Origin of the sequence: Nonomuraea sp. NPDC052634, assembly GCF_040678535.1 — a bacterium.
GTDB classification, from domain to species: domain Bacteria; phylum Actinomycetota; class Actinomycetes; order Streptosporangiales; family Streptosporangiaceae; genus Nonomuraea; species Nonomuraea fastidiosa.
In genome coordinates, this window is the sequence record NZ_JBFATY010000001.1 from 2,273,057 (window position 1) to 2,289,258 (window position 16,202).

Below are 16,202 nucleotides of genomic sequence, written 5' to 3' on the forward strand. Positions count from 1 at the left end.
GTACGACCTTTACGATGAACGGTCAGATCCTGTCGGCGAACGGCCGATGGGCACGGGCACAGGGACGGATGGCGGATGGCGGAAACGGGCGAGCCTCAGGTCACGATCACGAGCGGACGGGTGCGGGGCCGCTTCGAGGGCGGTGCGGCCGTCTTTCGCGGCATCCCGTACGCACGGGCGCCGCTCGGCGGCCTGCGCTTCGCCGCTCCCGTGCCGGTGGAGCCATGGGACGGCGTGCGCGACTGCGCGGAGTTCGGGCCGCACCCGTCACAGCAGGGCGCCACCGCGCCCCTCACCGAGAGCTGCCTGACGGTGAACGTGTGGTCGCCCGCACCGGCGGCCCGGCTGCCGGTGATGGTCTACGTCTACGGCGGCGCGTACCGGGGCGGGAGCTCGGCCGAGTCGCACCACGACGGGGCGGTGCTGGCCGCCGAAGGCGTCGTGGTGGTCACGTTCAACTACCGGGTGGGGATCGAGGGGTTCGCTCACCTTGAGGGCGCGCCGGCCAACCGGGGACTGCTCGACCAGGTGGCCGCCCTGGAGTGGGTGCGGGACAACGTGGCCGCGTTCGGCGGCGATCCCGACCGGGTGACGGTGTTCGGCGAGTCGGCGGGCGCCGGGTCGATCGCCGCGCTCATGGCGATGCCGCGCGCGGCCGGGCTGTTCAGGCGGGCGATCGCGCAGAGCGTGCCCGGCACGTACTTCTCGGTGCCGCTCGCCACCGACATCGCCGCCGCGCTCTCCGGCGAGCTCGGCCTGCCGCCCGCCGCCGAGGCGCTCGCGCCCGTCGGCCCCGAGCGCCTGGTGGGCGCGGCGGACGCGCTGGCGGCCGGGATGACCGCGTACGAGGCCCGCTGGGGGCCCGTCGCGCACCTTCCCACCCCGTTCGCTCCCGTCGTGGACGGCGAGGTGCTGCCCGGCGACCCCTGGTCCGCGCTGTCCGCCGGGGCCGCCCGCGACGTCGAGCTGATCGCCGGCCACAACCGCGACGAGTACCGCCTCTACACCCACGACGCGCCGGGCGAGCCGGCCGATGCGCTGCTGGAGGCGTTCGCGCCGGGAGTGCCGTACCGCGCCGCCTTCCCCGGGGCGTCCGCGGCGGAGCTGGCCGAGCTGGTGCGCTCCGACTGGCTGTTCCGCATGCCGAGCCTGCGCCTGGCCGAGGCGCACGCCGCGGGGGGCGGCAGGACGTACGCGTACGAGCTGACCTGGGCGGCCCCCGCGCACGGCGGCGCGCTCGGCGCCTGCCACGCGCTGGACGTGCCGCTGGTGCTCGGAACCCTGGACAGCGGGGTGGGCCGGTTCTTCCTCGGCGATCCCGCCCCTGAGGAGGCTGAGGCCGTCTCACGGGACTTCCGGCGGGCGTGGACGGCGTTCGCGCGCGGCGAGGGGCCCGGGTGGGCCCCCTACGACCCCGAGCGCCGTCTGACGCGGCTCTTCGACGTCGAGCCCGCGGCCGTGCCTTACCCGGAGGAGACCTCGCGCCGCCTGTGGTCCGGCCACGTCTTCGGAACGCTGCCCCTGCTCACCGCCTGAGGGCCTTCGCGCGCGTCCTCAGGGCCGGTGGCTCCCTTGCGCCGTCCGCGCGCGTCCTCAGGGGGGCGATGGCTCCCCTTGCGCCGTCCGCGCGCGTCCTCAACGGCGGGAGCTTCGCCTGCGGCGCGCCGGCGGCGTCCCGTACAAGCCAGGAAGGCGAGGAGGCGCGGGTCAGGAGGGGGCGGAGAGGAGCTTGGCGAGGGTTTCCAGGGTCTCCGGAGGGGTGCCAGGGGCCGGGGAGATGCGCAGGACCGGCTCACGCAGGTCGAGCGGGGCGCGGGCGGTGGGCACGACGCCCACCAGCAGGTTCGCCGCGTGAGCGCGGGCGGCGGCGCGTTCCACGGTGTCGTGCGGCGGCGGCAGGAGCGTCACCAGGGCGGACGGCTCGTCCAGAGGTTCGCACACCCGCCAGCCGCCGGCCCCGTCGAGCAGCTCGCGGGCCAGCCGCCCCAGCCCGGCCAGGTGCGCGTGGACGGCGGCGGGGCCGAGCGCGTGGTGTTCGAGCACGGCGACGCCGAGCCCGGCGCGGGCCGCGATGACGCCCTCCGAGCTCTCGTAGCGGGCGGCCCCCGGCACGGGCCGCGGATCCTGTGCCGGGTCCTCCCAGGTGTGGCCGCTGAGCGTGGGCGCGGGGGCGTCCATGGCGGCGTTCACAGCGGGGGTCAGGCCGGGGACGATGAGGAAGCCGACGCCGCGCGGGCCCGCGAGCCACTTCCTGGACGTCCCCACGTACGCGGTGGCCCCGGCCCCGCGCACGTCCACGTGCCCGAGCGACTGGCAGACGTCCAGCACCAGCGGCACCCCGAAGTCCCGGCAGAGCGCGCCCAGCTCGGCCACCGGCTGCACGACGCCCCGGTGCGAGGCGATGTGGGAGAGCACCACCAGGTCCAGCCCGGCCTCCAGCGCCCGGCGCAGGCCGTCGGGGTCGATCCTGGTGTCACCGCCGACCGGCAGGTCCACGAGCCGCCAGCCGTTCCGCTCGGCCAGGCGGTGCAGCAGCATGACCGTGCTGCCGTACTCGGTGCGGGCCCGCCCCACCCGCGTGCCGGGGCCGAGCCGCCAGCCGCCCAGCAGGGCCGCCATCGCCGCCGTTCCGCTCTCCAGGAACGCCACGTCCTGCGGTTCCGCCCCGGCCAGCGCGGCCAGGGCCCGCCGGGCCTCGGTGAGGTCGGGTACGGCGCCGTAGCCGCCGCGCTCGCGCTCCAGCGCCAGGTGGGCGGCCATCGCGTCGAGCACCCGGTCGCTGGGCACGTTGCAGCCGGCCGCGTCCAGGTGCCCGGCGGGCAGCACGCTCCGCGCCGCCCGCCAAGCCTCCCCGACCGCCCCGACGGGCTCGGGGCGCGTCTCCCCCACGGGCCGTGCCGTCACCATCCCCGCGCCTTCCTGACAGGGGCAGGACGCGACTTCACGACCGGCCCGGCCGTCATACCCCGGCCAGCAGCAGGGCGAAGTCGCCGGACGGGTCGGTGTGGACGCGCAGCGGGGTGAACCCGGCCGACTCCAGCTCCCCCCGCAGCCCGTCCAGCCGGAACTTGGCGCTGATCTCCGTACGCATCTCCTCCCCTTCTGCGAAGTCCACGGCCAGGCCGAGCCCGCCGACCCGCACCCGCATCGGGCGCGAGGCGCGCAGCCGCATCTCGATCCAGTCCCGCTCCTCGTCGTACCGGGCGACGTGCGCGAACGCCTCGGGCTCGAAGTCGGCGTCCAGCTCCCGGTTGATGACGTGCAGCACGTTCCTGTTGAACTCGGCCGTCACCCCGGCCGCGTCGTCGTACGCCGCCACCAGCCGCGCGGTGTCCTTCACCAGGTCGGCGCCCAGCAGAAACGTCTCCCCCGGCCGCAGCGTCTCGCGCAGCCCGGCGAGGAACGCGGCCCGCGCCGCCGGTTCGAGGTTGCCGATCGTGCCGCCGAGGAAGGCGACCATGCGCCGCCCGTCGCGGGGCAGCAGCGCCAGATGCCGCTCGAAGTCGGCGCACACCGCCTGGACGGCCAGCCCCGGATAGCGGGCGGCCAGCCGGTGCGCGGCGCTCTCCAGCGTCACCGCGTCCACGTCCACCGGCGTGTAGCCGTGCAGCGTGCCGGCGGCGGCCAGCGCGTCGAGCAGCAGCACGGTCTTCTCGCTGGTGCCCGAGCCCAGCTCGACCAGCGTGTCGGCGCGGCCGGCGGCGGCGAGGTCCTTGGCCCGCGCCCGCAGGATCGAAAGCTCGCGCCGGGTCGGGTAGTACTCGGGCAGCCGGGTGATCTGCGAGAACAGCTCGCTGCCCGCGGCGTCGTAGAACCACTTGGGCGGCAACCACTTGGGCGTGGCCGTCAGCCCGGTCCTGACGTCGGTTTCCAGCGCCTGGCGCAGGTAGTCGCGGTCGAGATGATTGATCAGGCGGACGGTTGACTGGATGGCGGGCACGAGGCCTCCTGAAGTGGGATCACAACGGCTCGATCGTGACGTCCTCGCCGGAGACGGTCAGCAGAGCGCGGTCGGGCACGGCCCGCCAGCCGGGCGAGTCGTCGAGCGGCTCGCTGGCCACCAGCACGCCGTCGTGGTGTCGGTGATGGAACAGGGTGTCGCCCCAGACGGTCGCGGCGATCGACGCGCCGTCGCAGGCGAGCAGGTTGAGCCGGGCGGCGGGGTCCTTCTCCCCGGCCCGTACGACGACGTCGGCCAAAGCCTCGCCGAGCTCCGCACCGGCCCGGCCGCGCTGGAACACGGCGGCGGCGAGCCAGGCGGAGTCGCAGGTGCTCTCAGCACCGTCGGCGAGGTCCTTGACCGCGTCGCGGTCGACCCTGCCGTTGTGGCTGAGCAGCCAGGCGCCGTCGGCGAACGGCGCGGTGGCGCTCTCCTCGACCGGCATGCCCACGGTGGCCGAGCGGACGGCCGCGAGCAGGCAGGTCGAGCGGGCGATCTCGGCGAGCGCCGGCAGGTTGGCGTCGGTCCACATGGGCACTGACCGCCGGTAGCGGACGGGCTCGGGACGGGCCGGGTCGTACCAGCCCATCCCGTAGCCGTCGGCGTTGATCAGGCCGTGCCGCTGGCGGCGCGGCGCGTACGACTGGACGAGCAGCCCGTACGGCGGCTCGTGGATGAGCGAGGCGAGCGTCCGTGCGGCGCCCAGCCAGGCGGCGTGGCGGCACACCTCAGCTCTCCGACCTGGCGCAGCGGAAGCCGGTGAAGATCTGCCGCCTGATCGGGTAGTCCCAGTTCCTGAACGTGGTCCGCACCGCAGCAGGGTCGGCCGCCCACGAGCCGCCGCGCAGCACGCGGTACTTCTCGCCGAAGAACACCTCGCTGTACTCCCTGTACGGGAAGCTGCGGAACCCCGGGTAGCCGTTGAACCACGTGTCGGTCCACTCCCACACGTCGCCCACCATCTGCTCCGCCCCGTACGGCGACGCCCCCGCCGGGTACGCGCCGAGCGGCGCGGGGTGCGAGGCGCGGTGCCCGAGGTTCGCCAGGGCGGGCGTGGGGTCGCCGTCGCCCCAGGGGTAGCGCCGGGAGCGCCGCTGCTCGGCGTCCCAGCCGCAGGCCTTCTCCCACTCGGCCTCGGTGGGCAGCCGCTTGCCCGCCCAGCGGGCGTAGGCGTCGGCCTCGTACCAGCAGACGTGCTGGACCGGCTCGTCCATGGGGACGGGCTCGACACGGCCGAAGCGGTTGCGGTACCAGGTGCCGCCGTCCCTGGTCCAGAAGAGCGGGGCGGTGGCGCCGCTGGTCTGCCGCCAGTGCCAGCCCTCGGGGGTCCACCAGCGCGGGTCGTCGTAGCCGCCGTCCTCGACGAAGTCGGCGTACGCGCGGTTGCCGACGGGCAGCCGGTCGATCCAGTAACCGGGCAGGTCCACCCAGGTGGCGGGGCGCTCGTTGTCGTAGGCCCAGGGCAGCGTGTCGGTGCCCATGAGGAACGGCCCCGCCGGGACGTGCACCTCCTCAGGCCCGCCCGAGCGGCCGCGCGGCAGCTCGCCGTCGCGGACCAGGCCCGGTTGCCCGGACAGTTGCAGGGTGGCGAGCATGGTCTCGTCGTGCTGGTGCTCGTGCTGGAGGACCAGGCCGAACACGAAGCCGTCGCGGTTGAGCGGCCGCGGGTCGTCCAGGTCGATCGCGTCGAGCACGTCGAGCACGCGCCCGCGCACGCCCTCGATGTAGCGGCGGGCCTCGGCGGGCCGCAGGAAGGGCAGGCTGGGGCGGTCCTTGCGCGGGGTCTTGAACGCGTCGTAGATGTCGTCGATCTCGGGGCGCAGCGGGGTGATGCCGGCGGCGGCCCGCAGCACCCACAGCTCCTCGTAGTTGCCGACGTGGGCGAGGTCCCACACCAGCGGCGACATCAGCGGGGAGTGCTGGCGGACCAGCAGGTCGTCGTCGGCCTCGGTGTAGGTGAGCGAGCGGTCGCGCACCGCGATGAGCTGGGCGGCGATGCGTTCCTTGACGTCGGTCATAGCAGTCCTTCGAGGGTCAGGTCGGCCGCCGGCGAGCGGCCGGGCGTCACGTGCCGGTCGGCGAACGCGGCCACCGCGCCGACCAGAGCGGCGTCCGCGCCGAGCCGGGGCAGGGCGTCGAGCGCGGCGCGGAAACAGGTCTCTGCGGCCCGGCCGAGCCGCGGGTCGGCCAGCCCGCAGCGCGCCGCCGCCGCCCACGCGTGCCGGTGGGGCTCCATGGCGGCCATCGCCGTGTCGGCGGCCCGGTCGTCGGTGATGAGCGCGTACGTCACCGCCACGCAGACCGGCCAGGCCGACGGGTGCTGGGCGTCGAGGTAGCGGATCTCCAGCCAGCCTCGGGGGCGGACCGGAGGGAAGACGGTGGTGGCGTGGTAGGCGAGGTCCTCGGCCGTGGGCCGGCGCGGGCCGCCGCTTTCCAGCCAGTCGCGGAACGTCGAGCCGTCGCGGATCGTGCGGTAGTGGTCGTCGGCCTCGCGTACGAGCATGAGGCGGGCGTTCAGCAGGTACTCCGCCCAGTCGGCGGCGGGGTCGCCACTGCGGGGGACGGGGGACGTCCTGGTGGGGTCGAGGTTGTCCCAGACCGCCTGGCGGCCCGACATCCAGCCGCAGGGGCGGCCGTCGCTGAGCGGCGAGTTGGCGAACGCGGCCAGCAGCATCGGGCCGAGCGCGTGGGCGCGCTCCCAGCGGGCGGCGGGGCGGTCTCCCAGGTCGAGGTTGACCTGGATGGAGGCGGTCGAGCACATCATCAGCGCCCCGTACGGGCGGCCCAGGAACTCCGCCATGGCGTCGTATCTGGGGAGCGTGAGCTGGCGGCGGGCCGGGCGTACCGGGTCGAGCCCCACCCCGGCGAGCGCGAGCCCTTCGGCGTGCAGGGCGTCGCGGGCCGCCGCCACGTCGGCCTCCAGCGCGGTCAGCATGAGCGGGAGCGACCCCGCGGGCCCGGACAGCTCCAGCTGGCCGCCGGGTTCGAACGTCACCTTGCTTCCGCCCGGCAGCAGGGGCGGCAGGGCCTGCTCGACCCTGGCCACCGGCACCTGCCCCGTGACGTCCGTACGGTCGAAGACCAGGAACTCCAGCTCCACGCCCACCCGGTCGCCGCCGGCCGGACGGAAGCTGTTGCGCGCGAAGTCGGCCACCTCAGAGGCGTCCCGCAACGGTGCGCTCTCGGCCGTGACACCGATCATCGTCCTCCCCTCGCCGGTCAGTACGGAGCTACAGACCCGCGAGGCGCCCGAACGTTACACCGCAAATGTGGGCGTAACGGATAAAGCAGAACGAGAACTAGATCCCATGGACGACGGCACCGGCTCGGACGGGGACAAGAACGCATGAAGCGCCGGCTCGCACGAGGGGACGAGCGGATCCCGCGGGACTGCGCGGCCATACTCGCCCTGCTGACCGACTACCTGGACGGGGCGCTCGCACCGGCCCGGCGCAGGGCCGTGACGCGGCACCTGCGCGCCTGCCCCGGCTGCGCGCGCCGGCTGGCGCAGCTCCGCGCCACGATCGCCGCTCTCGGCTGCCTACGCTCCGGCTCCCTCACCCCCGCCACGCTGGCCGCCCTGCGCGCCTGCTTCGCCCACGCCTCCCACCGCGCAGACCCCGCCCGCGGCGAGCGCCCCCGCGACTTCCGCAGAACACGACGACCAGCGAGAAGAAACGGCCCCGGAAACGGCCCGAGACGGCGACGCTAGACACGACCCGCCCACCCGGCCAACCCCTGTGCACCTGCCTCCCCACCACCCCCACCACACGAACACAGACACGGCGAGCGACCTCGCAGCGCACGAGGACCAGCCACGCGAAACGGCCCGAGGCGGCGGCGCTAGGCGCGGCGGCGTTCGCGGAAGGCGGTCATGAGACGGTCGCGCACACCGGCCGACAGCTTCTCCGGCGGCTGGTCGCCGAGCGCCCTGATGGTGGCGCGGAACTGCTCGAAGTAGCGCTCGCACCACTCGCACCCGGCCAGATGGGCCCTGATGCCGTCGCGGGCGAGCCGATCGAGGGCGCCGTCAAGGTAGGCGGTGAGGAGTTCCGCCAGCTCGTCGCAGGTGAACCGCTTCACGACGTGGACCGCCCTTGCCGTTGGAGATGAACCGCTTCACTTCATTGTCGCCGCTTTACGACCGTGATGGGACCGTCGAAATCATTCGGGTTGCTTGACGGACTCGTAGTAGTCGGCTAGCCAGCCGCGCACTGCGGTGCGGGCGCGGTGGAGCAGCACCCGCTGGTTGGCCGCGGAGATCTCCAGGATCTCGCAGACCTCGTCGGATGTGCATCCTTCGACGTCGCGGAGCGTGATCACGACCCGCTGCCGTGCCGGCAGCCGCGCCAGGGCCTCCGCGATCAGCGCGCGGACCTCGGCCGCCAGCGCCTCGCCCTCGGGCGTCGGCCACACCCCGCCGGGGTCGCTCCAGCCGCGGGACAGCGGCCCCAGCTCGCGCGGCCCCGGCTCGTACGGCTCCCCGTCCGCTCCGAACGTGCTCCACGGCAGCGTACGGCTCTCGCGCATCCCGCGCTTCTTCGCGGTGTTGACCAGGATGCGGTAGACCCACGTCTTGATCGAGGACCGCTGCTCGAAGCCGTCGATGCCGTCGATGACGGCGAGCCAGGTGTCCTGGACGACCTCCTCCGCCGACTGGTCGGTGGACACGTAAGACCTGGCGACCCGCAGCATGCCCCGTGACCAGGTGTCGAGCAGCGCCGCGAACATCTCCTCGTCGCCCGCGCGCAGGGCCGTGACGACGACCTCGTCAGGTGGCAGCCCTCCGCCTGCGCATGACCCCACGATCGCTTCCCCTCCGGTCGAACGCCGGGACACCCCTAGGCCCCCGCTCCGACCGCGGCGGGCCGGCGCTGCCCCAGGGTAGCCTTCCCCACTGACGTTTCCCCCGGGTCCGCGTTCCTAGCCCTACCGGTGCGTATCGTCGGTAAGACTGGGGGTAAGGGAGCGGGTGGAGCGGTGAGGAGCGTGTCATGCGACGGCGGTCGGAGAGGCTGCTCTATGCGGCCAACGGAGTCGATCTGGGGGTCGCCGACGTCGAGCTGACCGGTGGCGAGCGCGTCGAGCGGCCGTTCATCCGTACGCCGCTCGCGGCCGGGGCGGTCGTCTTCCACGACGGCCGGGTTCTGCTGCTGTGGCGGCGCAGCCCCATCACCGACACGCCCGGCTGGGAGATCCCGCTCGGCGACGTCGGGCCCGGCGAGGAGCCGCAGGAGGCGGCGGCCCGCCACGTCGAGGAGCTGACGGGCTGGCGGCCCGGCCCGATGCTGCCGCTGATCCGCACCAGACCGGCCGGTGACGTCGCCGACTGCGAGCACGTCGTGTTCGCCGCCCATCAGGCCACCGAGCTGCCGGGCCGTGCCGACGGCGGCGACGGCGGCGACGGCGACGGTGGCGACGGTGGCGACGAGGTGCGCGGGCGGGCCGAGTGGGTGCCGATGCTGCGCGTCCAGGGACTCATCGAGGAGCAGGCCATCACCTCCGCCACCACGTCGGCGGCCCTGCTGCACTTCCTCGCCGACCTCCTGCAGGCTCGCACCGCCCACTGACCGCTCTACCTCTCGCAGGGCCGCACCGCCCACCGACCGCGCCGGCTCCTTCAGGCCCACCGCCCACTGACCACTCGACCGCCTCCAGACCGGCACCTGCGACCGGCCGCTCAGCGACGCTCGGTCTCTTCTAGCGGGTCGGGCCGCTGAGCCGGTGGTCGTTCCCTGAGCCGCGCTCGCCGTCCGGCGAGCAGGCTGGTGCCGGTGACGGCGGCCAGCACGACGACGATGACGCCGAGCGAGAGCGGGGTCGGGATCTCCGGTACGGCGGGCCAGACGCCGTGCGCCCAGTGCAGGATCAGCTTGGCCCCGATGAAGGCCAGGATGACGGCGAGGCCGTGGTTGAGGTGCCGCAGCCTGGCCAGCACGCCCTGCAGCACGAAGTACAGCGCGCGCAGGCCGAGCAGCGCGAACGCGTTGGTGGCGAACACCAGGTACGGGTCCTCGGTGACGCCGTACACGGCGGGCACGGAGTCCACGGCGAAGACGATGTCGGTGGCCAGGATGGCGACCGCGGCGAGCGCCAGCGGGGTGAGCGCCCTGCGTCCGTTCTCGCGGACGACCAGGCGCGAGCCACGGTAGTCCTCGGTGACGGGCACGAACCTGCGCACGAGCCGCACGGTGCGCATGGAGGAGACGTCCACCTCCTGCCGCTCCCCCGCCACCACGTCCTTGACGATCTTGCCGGCGGTCAGGATGAGGATGCCGCCGAAGAGCAGGAACGCCCACGTGCCGCTCTGCAGCACGGCCGCGCCCAGCGCGATGAACACCGCGCGCAGGACCAGGGCGCCGACGATGCCGTACAGCAGCACCTGCCTGGCCAGCGCGTGCGGCACCGCGAACGCCGACAGCAGCAGCATGAACACGAACAGGTTGTCCACCGACAGCGACTTCTCCACCACGAACCCGGTGAAGAACTCGACCGCCACGCCGCCCCCGTGGCCGGCCCACAGGTAGCAGCAGAAGAGCACGGGCAGCAGCAGGTAGAACACCGACCAGCCGGCCGCCGCGCGCACGCTCTCCGCCTCCCGGCGGCGGGTCAGCAGCAGGTCGAGCGCGAGCAGCAGCATCAGGGCCGCCAAGGTGACCGACCACAGGGCCGGTGTAGCGATGGTGCGCAGCTCGACGGCATGCGCGAACATCTCCGCGGACAATGGGGGGAACCTCCCTCGAACGTCAGTGATCCGTTCGAGGTCTCCTTCACCCTGCGGGTGGCCGTCCGGGGACGCTCAGGGGCGTCCGTACTGACCGGGCCGGCTCTTGCGAAGTACTCCCCTCGCCGCCCTCAGCGTAGATGAACTCCCGGCCCCCGGCCACCCGGCTCCGAGGCGGCGGTCTTGACGAGACAAATGAACGACTTTTTAAATTCGTCCATGGGACGCATCCCCGGAGTGACCGCGGCCGAGACCCGCGAGCGCCTGCTGCGCGCCGCCGCCGACGCCTTCGCAGAGCGCGGCTACGACGGCACCCGTGTGGCCGACATCTCAGCGGCGGCCGGCGTGAGCAACGGCGCCCTGTACGCCCACTTCGGCTCGAAGGCCGACCTGATGGTGGCCGCGCTGCGCGCCCATGGGCGGCGCATGCTGGCCGACCTGTTCGCCGCCGACCCCGACAGGTCGGCGACCGACCTGCTGCTCACCCTGGGCCGCAACCTGCCGCGCCCTCGCGACGCGCAGGGCAACCTCGTCGTCGAGGCGCTGGTCGCCGCACGCAGGGACGGCGAGGTGGCCGGCTCGATGCGCGACTACCTGGGCGAGCGGGCGGATTGGATCGCCGGCCTGGTACGCGTGGCGCAGGCCGACGGTGAGATCGACCCCGGCGTGTCCGCGGACGCGCTGGCCCACTTCTGTCTCCTGCTCGCGATGGGCAGCGCCCTCGTCACATCCGACCTGCATCCCGTGGACGACGAGGAGTGGACGGCGCTGCTCGTCCGCATCATCGCCGCCCTTGCTCCAGCCGGCGGGGACGAAGCCCCCGCCGATCCGACCGCACAGACGGAGGCGACGCCGTGAGACTGCATATCGACCCCACGCGCTGCCAAGGCCACGGCCGCTGCTACACGCTGGCTCCCGAGCTGTTCGGCGAGGACGACGAGGGCTACGGCACGGTGCTGGGCGACGGCCTGGTGCCGGCCGGGCAGGAGAAGGCGGCCCGCCTGGCGGTCGCCAACTGTCCCGAGCATGCCATCGGCCTCAGCGAAGGGTCCTGACATGAGCGTGGATGAGCGGTTCACCACGGGTTTCCAGGAGGCGCCAGACGCGCCGCCCGGCACGCGCAGCGAGATCGTCACCGGGCCCGTCACGGACTGGGCGACCGATTTCTCCCACTTAGAGCCGGAGTGGGCCGCCGACCCGTATCCGATCCTGGACGACCTGCGCGAGCGCTGCCCGATCGCGCACACCGAGCGGTTCGGCGGCGGCTGGCTGCCGACCCGCTACGAGGACGTGGCCGCCGTCGCCTACGACACCGAGCGGTTCTCCTCGCGCTCGATCATCATGGGCAACTTCCGCCCGCCGCGCGAGACCGCGCCGGTGGGCAGCTCGCCGCCGATCTCCTCCGACCCGCCGTTCCACCACCACGCGCGCAAGCTGCTGCTGCCCGCGTTCACCAGGTCGGCGGTGGCCAAGCGGGAAGCGGCGACCAGGGCGTACTGTCACACGCTGGTGGACGCCCTGGAGGGCAGGACGGTCGTGGACGCCGCCCGCGACTACGCCCAGCACATCCCGGTCCGGGTGATCGCCGACATGCTGGGCTTCCCGCCCGAGGACGGCCCCCGGTTCCGGGAGTTCATCGAGAACGTGCTGGAAGGCGTCAACAAGCCGCCGGAGGAGCGTACGGCGGCGATGGACGAGCTGTTCGACTACCTGCTCGACCAGATCCGCGACCACGTCGACCACCCGCGCGACGACCTGACCAGCTATCTCATCGACGCCGAGCTCTTCGGGCAGAAGCTGGAGGCGTTGCACGTCGCGGGCACGATGGCGCTGCTGCTCATCGCCGGGATCGACACGACGTGGAGCGCGATCGGGGCCTCGCTGTGGCATCTGGCCAAGACGCCGGCCGACCGGGAGCGGCTGGTGGCCGAGCCGGAGCTGCTGCCGACGGCGATGGAGGAGTTCCTGCGAGCGTACGCGCCGGTCACCATGGCCCGCCTGGTCAAGGAGGACATGACCTGGCGCGGCGTGGAGATGAAGGCCGACGACTGGGTGCTGCTGTCGTTCCCCTCCGCCAACCGGGATCCGCGGCAGTTCGAGCGGGCCGGTGAGGTGGTGATCGACCGCGAGGTGAACCGGCACGTCGCGTTCGGGCTGGGCATCCACCGGTGCGTCGGCTCGCATCTCGCGCGCATGGAGCTGCGGGTCGCGCTGGAGGTCTGGCTGGAGCGGATCCCCGTGTTCGAGCTGGCCGACCCGGCGGCGGTGACGTGGGCGACCGGTCAGGTACGCGGCCCGCGCACGCTCCCGGTCCGCCTGCCCGCCGCGACCTGACCGGCCCGACCGCCGCAACCTGACCGGCCCGACCGCCGCAGTCTGACCGGCCCGACCGGCCTGACCGCCGCGGCCTGAGCTAGGGCGCCCGCCGGGCCGCGGTGGTCGAGGTGCGGGCCATCAGGTCGGGCTGGAAGATGACCTGACGGTGCTCGTGCTCGCCCGGCCGGTTGGCCTCCTCCAGCAGCAGCATGGCGGCGGTGCGGCCGATCTGCTCGCGCGGCTGGCGTACGGACGACAGCGGCACGGCCGCCGCCGCGGCGAAGTCGATGTCGTCGTAGCCGATGATCGCCAGGTCGTCGGGGACCTTCAGCCCGCGCAGCGTCATCTCCTGCAGCACGCCGATCGCGACCAGGTCGTTGGCGCAGAACACCGCGGTGGGCCGGTCGGCGGGCGGCAGCGCGGCGATCTCCTCGCCGACCATGCGCCCGGTGGCCACCGTGAGGTCGGGCAGCGCGATCTCGGTGAGCGTGTCGCCGGGGCCGAGCGCGGCGGCCAGCCCGTCGCGCCGCTCACGCACCTGCCGCACGGTGGAGGGGCCGCCGGCGAAGGCGATGTGGCGGTGGCCGGCCTCGCGTAAGTGCATGCCGGCCAGCCGCCCGCCGAGCACGTCGTCAACGGCGACGGAGCAGCCGTTGCTGTGCCGGGCCGAGCTGTCGAAGCGGACCACGGGGATGCCGCGCGCGACGAGCCGGCTCAACCGCTCCTCCTCGCCGCTGTCGTTGACCGGCGTGATCAGTACGCCCAGGGGCCGCTGCTCCTCGAACGTGTCGAGCAGGCTCGCCTCGCGGTCGGCGTCCTTGTTGCTGTTGAACACCATGACCGTGAGGTCGGCCTGCTGGGCGGCGCTCTCGACGCCGCGCAGCACGTCGATGAAGAACGGGTTGCCCAGGTCGAGCGCCACCACGCCGATGGTGCGGCTGCGGCCGGCGCGGAGCTGGCGGGCCGAACCGTTGCGGACGTAGCCGAGCCGCTCGATGGCGTCCTGCACCCGCCGCCGGGTGTCGGGCGCGACCAGCTCGGGGCGGTTGAGCACGTTGCTCACGGTGCCTACGGAGACCCCGGCGAGCCGGGCGACCTCTTTGATGCTCGACATCGTCCCTCGTGTCCCGTGAGCGGCGCGACCTGAACGGCATGTCTCGGGCCGGTGCGGATCGTTCCAGGTCGCGAGGCCCGTTGTCGGTGCGATCATAGCGCAGCGCTCCCAAGCGGCCCCTGGACGGCCGTCCGCGCTTGACCACGATCCACATCCGTGTCTAGATCGGAAAACCCGTCCGTCCCGCACCCCCGGAGGACACCTCCATGGCACGAAGGCGTGAGCCGTGCTGAGCGAGCGGCCCGGTCCTGCCGGTGAGCGGCGGCGCCGGGTGCTGGGAGTCTCGACGGTGCTGCTGGGCGTGGTCCATCTGGCGGTGGCCGGCTTCCTGATCACGCTCCCCGGCAGCTCGCCGACGCTCGACCCGCTGACGTTCCCGCAGGAGAAGGACGGGCGCACGCGCGGTCCCGTGGCCGCGCTCAGCCCGCGCCCGAACGCCACCCCGTACACCGCCGCCACCCGCAGCCCGGCGAGCGAGCCCACCGGCGGACCGGCCAGTGGCCCGGCCACGCCGGCTCCCACCCCGCCGGAAGCGACCGCCTCCCGGGAACGGACCACTGCCCCGGCGAACCCGGAAGCGGCCGTCTCCCCCACACCCGGCGGCTCCGGACGGCCCGAGCCGGAGGCCACGCGCGACGGCGAGTCCGTGCCGCCGCGCGCGGCCCGCCGTTCGCCGCGCGAGGTGTCGGTGCACGACCCCGGCACGCCGCCGCTGGTCGCCGGCCGCCACGCGACGCGGACGCCGGCACCGTGGCGGACGCGCAAGCCGTCGGGGCTGGTCGAGGGGCGTCCAGCGGAGATCGGGTACGGGTTCGGCCCGCGGTCTTGACAGTGCGTCCTAACAAAAAAGAAACTTAACCGAAATCGCGAGAGAGCGCTCTCTCGACTGTCGCTCTCTCCAGGCGCACCCCCGAGGAGTCGAACGATGATCACCAGAAGGGCGCTGCTGGCCGGCATGGCGGCCGCCCCCGTCCTCACGCTCGCCAAGCCCGCCGCACCCGTCCTCGCGCTCGCCAAGCCCGCCGCACCCGTTCAGGCGGCCACGACGCTGCCCATGACCGTCGTCAACCACACCAACCGCTACGCCAACAACCAGATCTGGCTGTACGTCGTCGGCACCGACCAGCAGACCGGCCAGCAGGTCTTCGCCCGCGCCGACGGCACCAAGGTGCCGGTGTCGCTCTCGCACAACGGCCCCGACGGCTTCGCCGACCTGTCGATCCCGCTGGCCGCCGACGGCGACACCCGCATCACGCTGCCGTGGATGTCCGGCCGGGTGTACGTCTCCATCGGCCAGAAGATCAGGTTCAGGGTCGTGATCGACGGCAACGGCCGCCCCGCGCTGCAGCACCCGGCGGGCTGGGTCAGCTCGGACCCCAGCTACAACGTGCTGCACGACTTCATGGAGTTCACCTTCAACGAAGGTGGCATGTTCTGCAACACGACCATGGTCGACATGTTCTCCATCCCGATGGAGCTCAAGCTCGACGGCAGCCGCAGCCAGATCTCCGGCACGCTGGTGCCGAACGGCCGCGACCAGATCTTCGCGGGCGTCAGGGCGGAGCCGGCGTTCCGCGACCTCGTCATCGGCGACCTGCGCGTCATCGCGCCGGGCCACGGCATCGACGCCGGGCTGTTCTCACCCACGTACCTCGACCCGTACATCAACGACGTGTGGAACTCCTACACCGGCCGCGACCTGCGGGTGACCGCCAACGGCGTCACCTACACCGGGCGGGTGTCGGGCGGTCAGCTCGTCTTCGACAAGGGCATCCGCGCGTTCGCCAGGCCAAGCACCCGCGACGTGTTCTACTGCAACGGCGCGCTGCACTCCGACGGCGTCTCGGGACCGGTCGCGGCGATTCTCGGGGCCGCGTTCAACCGCACGACGCTGCTCAGTCACCCCGACCAGCCGGTCACCGACCACTCGCTGAACTACCGGACCTCGCTGACCAACCACTACGCCCGCGTGCTGCACGCCAACACCCGCGACGGCAAGGCGTACGGCTACCCCTACGACGACGTGGCCGACGGCTCCACCTACATCGAGGACCACGCGCCCACCGCGATCAGGTTGCGGCTGACGCCGTTCGACGCCGCCCCCTGAG

General features: G+C 73.3%; 17 protein-coding genes. 8 read left to right on the forward strand and 9 right to left on the reverse strand.

The window, feature by feature from the left end:
• Window positions 1–75 precede the first annotated feature (75 nt).
• A complete protein-coding gene (locus AB0K67_RS10245) occupies window positions 76–1,536 on the forward strand; it encodes a carboxylesterase family protein (RefSeq protein WP_364055988.1) in 1,461 nt (486 codons plus the stop codon).
• Window positions 1,537–1,707: 171 nt separating this feature from the next.
• Here the strand turns inward: AB0K67_RS10245 and egtE are convergent, their stop codons facing one another.
• The 5 genes from egtE to egtA are packed head-to-tail and all read right to left on the reverse strand — an operon-like array spanning window position 1,708 to window position 7,142.
• A complete protein-coding gene (gene egtE / locus AB0K67_RS10250) occupies window positions 1,708–2,907 on the reverse strand; it encodes an ergothioneine biosynthesis PLP-dependent enzyme EgtE (RefSeq protein ID WP_364055991.1) in 1,200 nt (399 codons plus the stop codon).
• A gap of 52 nt (window positions 2,908–2,959) precedes the next feature.
• The gene (egtD, locus tag AB0K67_RS10255) at window positions 2,960–3,940 is read right to left on the reverse strand and encodes an L-histidine N(alpha)-methyltransferase (RefSeq protein ID WP_364055993.1); all 981 of its coding nucleotides are present in this window, start codon (window positions 3,938–3,940) and stop codon (window positions 2,960–2,962) included.
• Between the two features lie 19 nt (window positions 3,941–3,959).
• On the reverse strand, window positions 3,960–4,667 hold the full coding sequence (egtC, locus tag AB0K67_RS10260) for an ergothioneine biosynthesis protein EgtC (RefSeq protein ID WP_364055996.1): 708 nt from the start codon (window positions 4,665–4,667) through the stop codon (window positions 3,960–3,962).
• Between the two features lies 1 nt (window position 4,668).
• On the reverse strand, window positions 4,669–5,958 hold the full coding sequence (egtB, locus tag AB0K67_RS10265) for an ergothioneine biosynthesis protein EgtB (protein ID WP_364055999.1): 1,290 nt from the start codon (window positions 5,956–5,958) through the stop codon (window positions 4,669–4,671).
• On the reverse strand, window positions 5,955–7,142 hold the full coding sequence (gene egtA / locus AB0K67_RS10270) for an ergothioneine biosynthesis glutamate--cysteine ligase EgtA (RefSeq protein WP_364056002.1): 1,188 nt from the start codon (window positions 7,140–7,142) through the stop codon (window positions 5,955–5,957). Before egtA ends, egtB begins: the two co-directional genes overlap by 4 nt.
• A gap of 144 nt (window positions 7,143–7,286) precedes the next feature.
• Here egtA and AB0K67_RS10275 point away from each other — a divergent pair, with 144 nt between their 5' ends.
• Window positions 7,287–7,652, forward strand: coding sequence for a zf-HC2 domain-containing protein (locus AB0K67_RS10275; protein WP_364056005.1), 366 nt, complete (start codon window positions 7,287–7,289; stop codon window positions 7,650–7,652).
• A gap of 131 nt (window positions 7,653–7,783) precedes the next feature.
• On the opposite strand, the gene AB0K67_RS10280 is transcribed toward AB0K67_RS10275, so the two are convergent.
• Together AB0K67_RS10280 and AB0K67_RS10285 are read right to left on the reverse strand one after the other, a co-directional pair.
• The gene (locus AB0K67_RS10280) at window positions 7,784–8,023 is read right to left on the reverse strand and encodes a zf-HC2 domain-containing protein (protein WP_364056008.1); all 240 of its coding nucleotides are present in this window, start codon (window positions 8,021–8,023) and stop codon (window positions 7,784–7,786) included.
• Window positions 8,024–8,104: 81 nt separating this feature from the next.
• Window positions 8,105–8,746, reverse strand: a complete 642-nt coding sequence (locus AB0K67_RS10285) for a sigma-70 family RNA polymerase sigma factor (RefSeq protein WP_364056011.1) — start codon at window positions 8,744–8,746, stop codon at window positions 8,105–8,107.
• 188 nt (window positions 8,747–8,934) lie between these two features.
• On the opposite strand from AB0K67_RS10285, the gene AB0K67_RS10290 reads away from it, so the two are divergent.
• Window positions 8,935–9,510 (forward strand): NUDIX domain-containing protein, encoded by a 576-nt coding sequence (locus AB0K67_RS10290; protein ID WP_364056014.1) that lies wholly within the window; start codon window positions 8,935–8,937, stop codon window positions 9,508–9,510.
• Window positions 9,511–9,620: 110 nt separating this feature from the next.
• Here the strand turns inward: AB0K67_RS10290 and AB0K67_RS10295 are convergent, their stop codons facing one another.
• On the reverse strand, window positions 9,621–10,664 hold the full coding sequence (locus AB0K67_RS10295) for a TerC/Alx family metal homeostasis membrane protein (RefSeq protein WP_364056017.1): 1,044 nt from the start codon (window positions 10,662–10,664) through the stop codon (window positions 9,621–9,623).
• A 219-nt stretch (window positions 10,665–10,883) separates the two neighbouring features.
• On the opposite strand from AB0K67_RS10295, the gene AB0K67_RS10300 reads away from it, so the two are divergent.
• Genes AB0K67_RS10300 through AB0K67_RS10310 form a run of 3 tightly spaced genes read left to right on the forward strand, consistent with a single transcriptional unit; the run spans window position 10,884 to window position 12,998 of the window.
• On the forward strand, window positions 10,884–11,522 hold the full coding sequence (locus tag AB0K67_RS10300) for a TetR/AcrR family transcriptional regulator (protein WP_364056020.1): 639 nt from the start codon (window positions 10,884–10,886) through the stop codon (window positions 11,520–11,522).
• Window positions 11,519–11,719, forward strand: a complete 201-nt coding sequence (locus tag AB0K67_RS10305; protein WP_364056023.1) for a ferredoxin — start codon at window positions 11,519–11,521, stop codon at window positions 11,717–11,719. Before AB0K67_RS10300 ends, AB0K67_RS10305 begins: the two co-directional genes overlap by 4 nt.
• Before the next feature lies 1 nt (window position 11,720).
• A complete protein-coding gene (locus AB0K67_RS10310) occupies window positions 11,721–12,998 on the forward strand; it encodes a cytochrome P450 (protein WP_364056026.1) in 1,278 nt (425 codons plus the stop codon).
• Between the two features lie 79 nt (window positions 12,999–13,077).
• Here the strand turns inward: AB0K67_RS10310 and AB0K67_RS10315 are convergent, their stop codons facing one another.
• Window positions 13,078–14,094: a LacI family DNA-binding transcriptional regulator gene (locus tag AB0K67_RS10315; RefSeq protein ID WP_364056029.1), complete on the reverse strand. Its 1,017-nt coding sequence runs from the start codon at window positions 14,092–14,094 to the stop codon at window positions 13,078–13,080.
• 226 nt (window positions 14,095–14,320) lie between these two features.
• Here AB0K67_RS10315 and AB0K67_RS10320 point away from each other — a divergent pair, with 226 nt between their 5' ends.
• Together AB0K67_RS10320 and AB0K67_RS10325 are read left to right on the forward strand one after the other, a co-directional pair.
• Window positions 14,321–14,923: a hypothetical protein gene (locus AB0K67_RS10320; protein ID WP_364056032.1), complete on the forward strand. Its 603-nt coding sequence runs from the start codon at window positions 14,321–14,323 to the stop codon at window positions 14,921–14,923.
• A 96-nt stretch (window positions 14,924–15,019) separates the two neighbouring features.
• The gene (locus tag AB0K67_RS10325; protein ID WP_364056035.1) at window positions 15,020–16,201 is read left to right on the forward strand and encodes a beta-1,3-glucanase family protein; all 1,182 of its coding nucleotides are present in this window, start codon (window positions 15,020–15,022) and stop codon (window positions 16,199–16,201) included.
• Window position 16,202 lies beyond the last annotated feature (1 nt).

Coding starts and splice junctions, on each gene's coding strand:
- AB0K67_RS10245 (WP_364055988.1), top strand. CDS start 76: ATGGCGGAAACGGGCGAGCCTCAGGTCACGATCACGAGCGGACGGGTG.
- egtE (WP_364055991.1), bottom strand. CDS start 2,907: ATGGTGACGGCACGGCCCGTGGGGGAGACGCGCCCCGAGCCCGTCGGG.
- egtB (WP_364055999.1), bottom strand. CDS start 5,958: ATGACCGACGTCAAGGAACGCATCGCCGCCCAGCTCATCGCGGTGCGC.
- egtA (WP_364056002.1), bottom strand. CDS start 7,142: ATGATCGGTGTCACGGCCGAGAGCGCACCGTTGCGGGACGCCTCTGAG.
- AB0K67_RS10275 (WP_364056005.1), top strand. CDS start 7,287: ATGAAGCGCCGGCTCGCACGAGGGGACGAGCGGATCCCGCGGGACTGC.
- AB0K67_RS10290 (WP_364056014.1), top strand. CDS start 8,935: ATGCGACGGCGGTCGGAGAGGCTGCTCTATGCGGCCAACGGAGTCGAT.
- AB0K67_RS10300 (WP_364056020.1), top strand. CDS start 10,884: ATGGGACGCATCCCCGGAGTGACCGCGGCCGAGACCCGCGAGCGCCTG.
- AB0K67_RS10310 (WP_364056026.1), top strand. CDS start 11,721: ATGAGCGTGGATGAGCGGTTCACCACGGGTTTCCAGGAGGCGCCAGAC.
- AB0K67_RS10315 (WP_364056029.1), bottom strand. CDS start 14,094: ATGTCGAGCATCAAAGAGGTCGCCCGGCTCGCCGGGGTCTCCGTAGGC.
- AB0K67_RS10325 (WP_364056035.1), top strand. CDS start 15,020: ATGATCACCAGAAGGGCGCTGCTGGCCGGCATGGCGGCCGCCCCCGTC.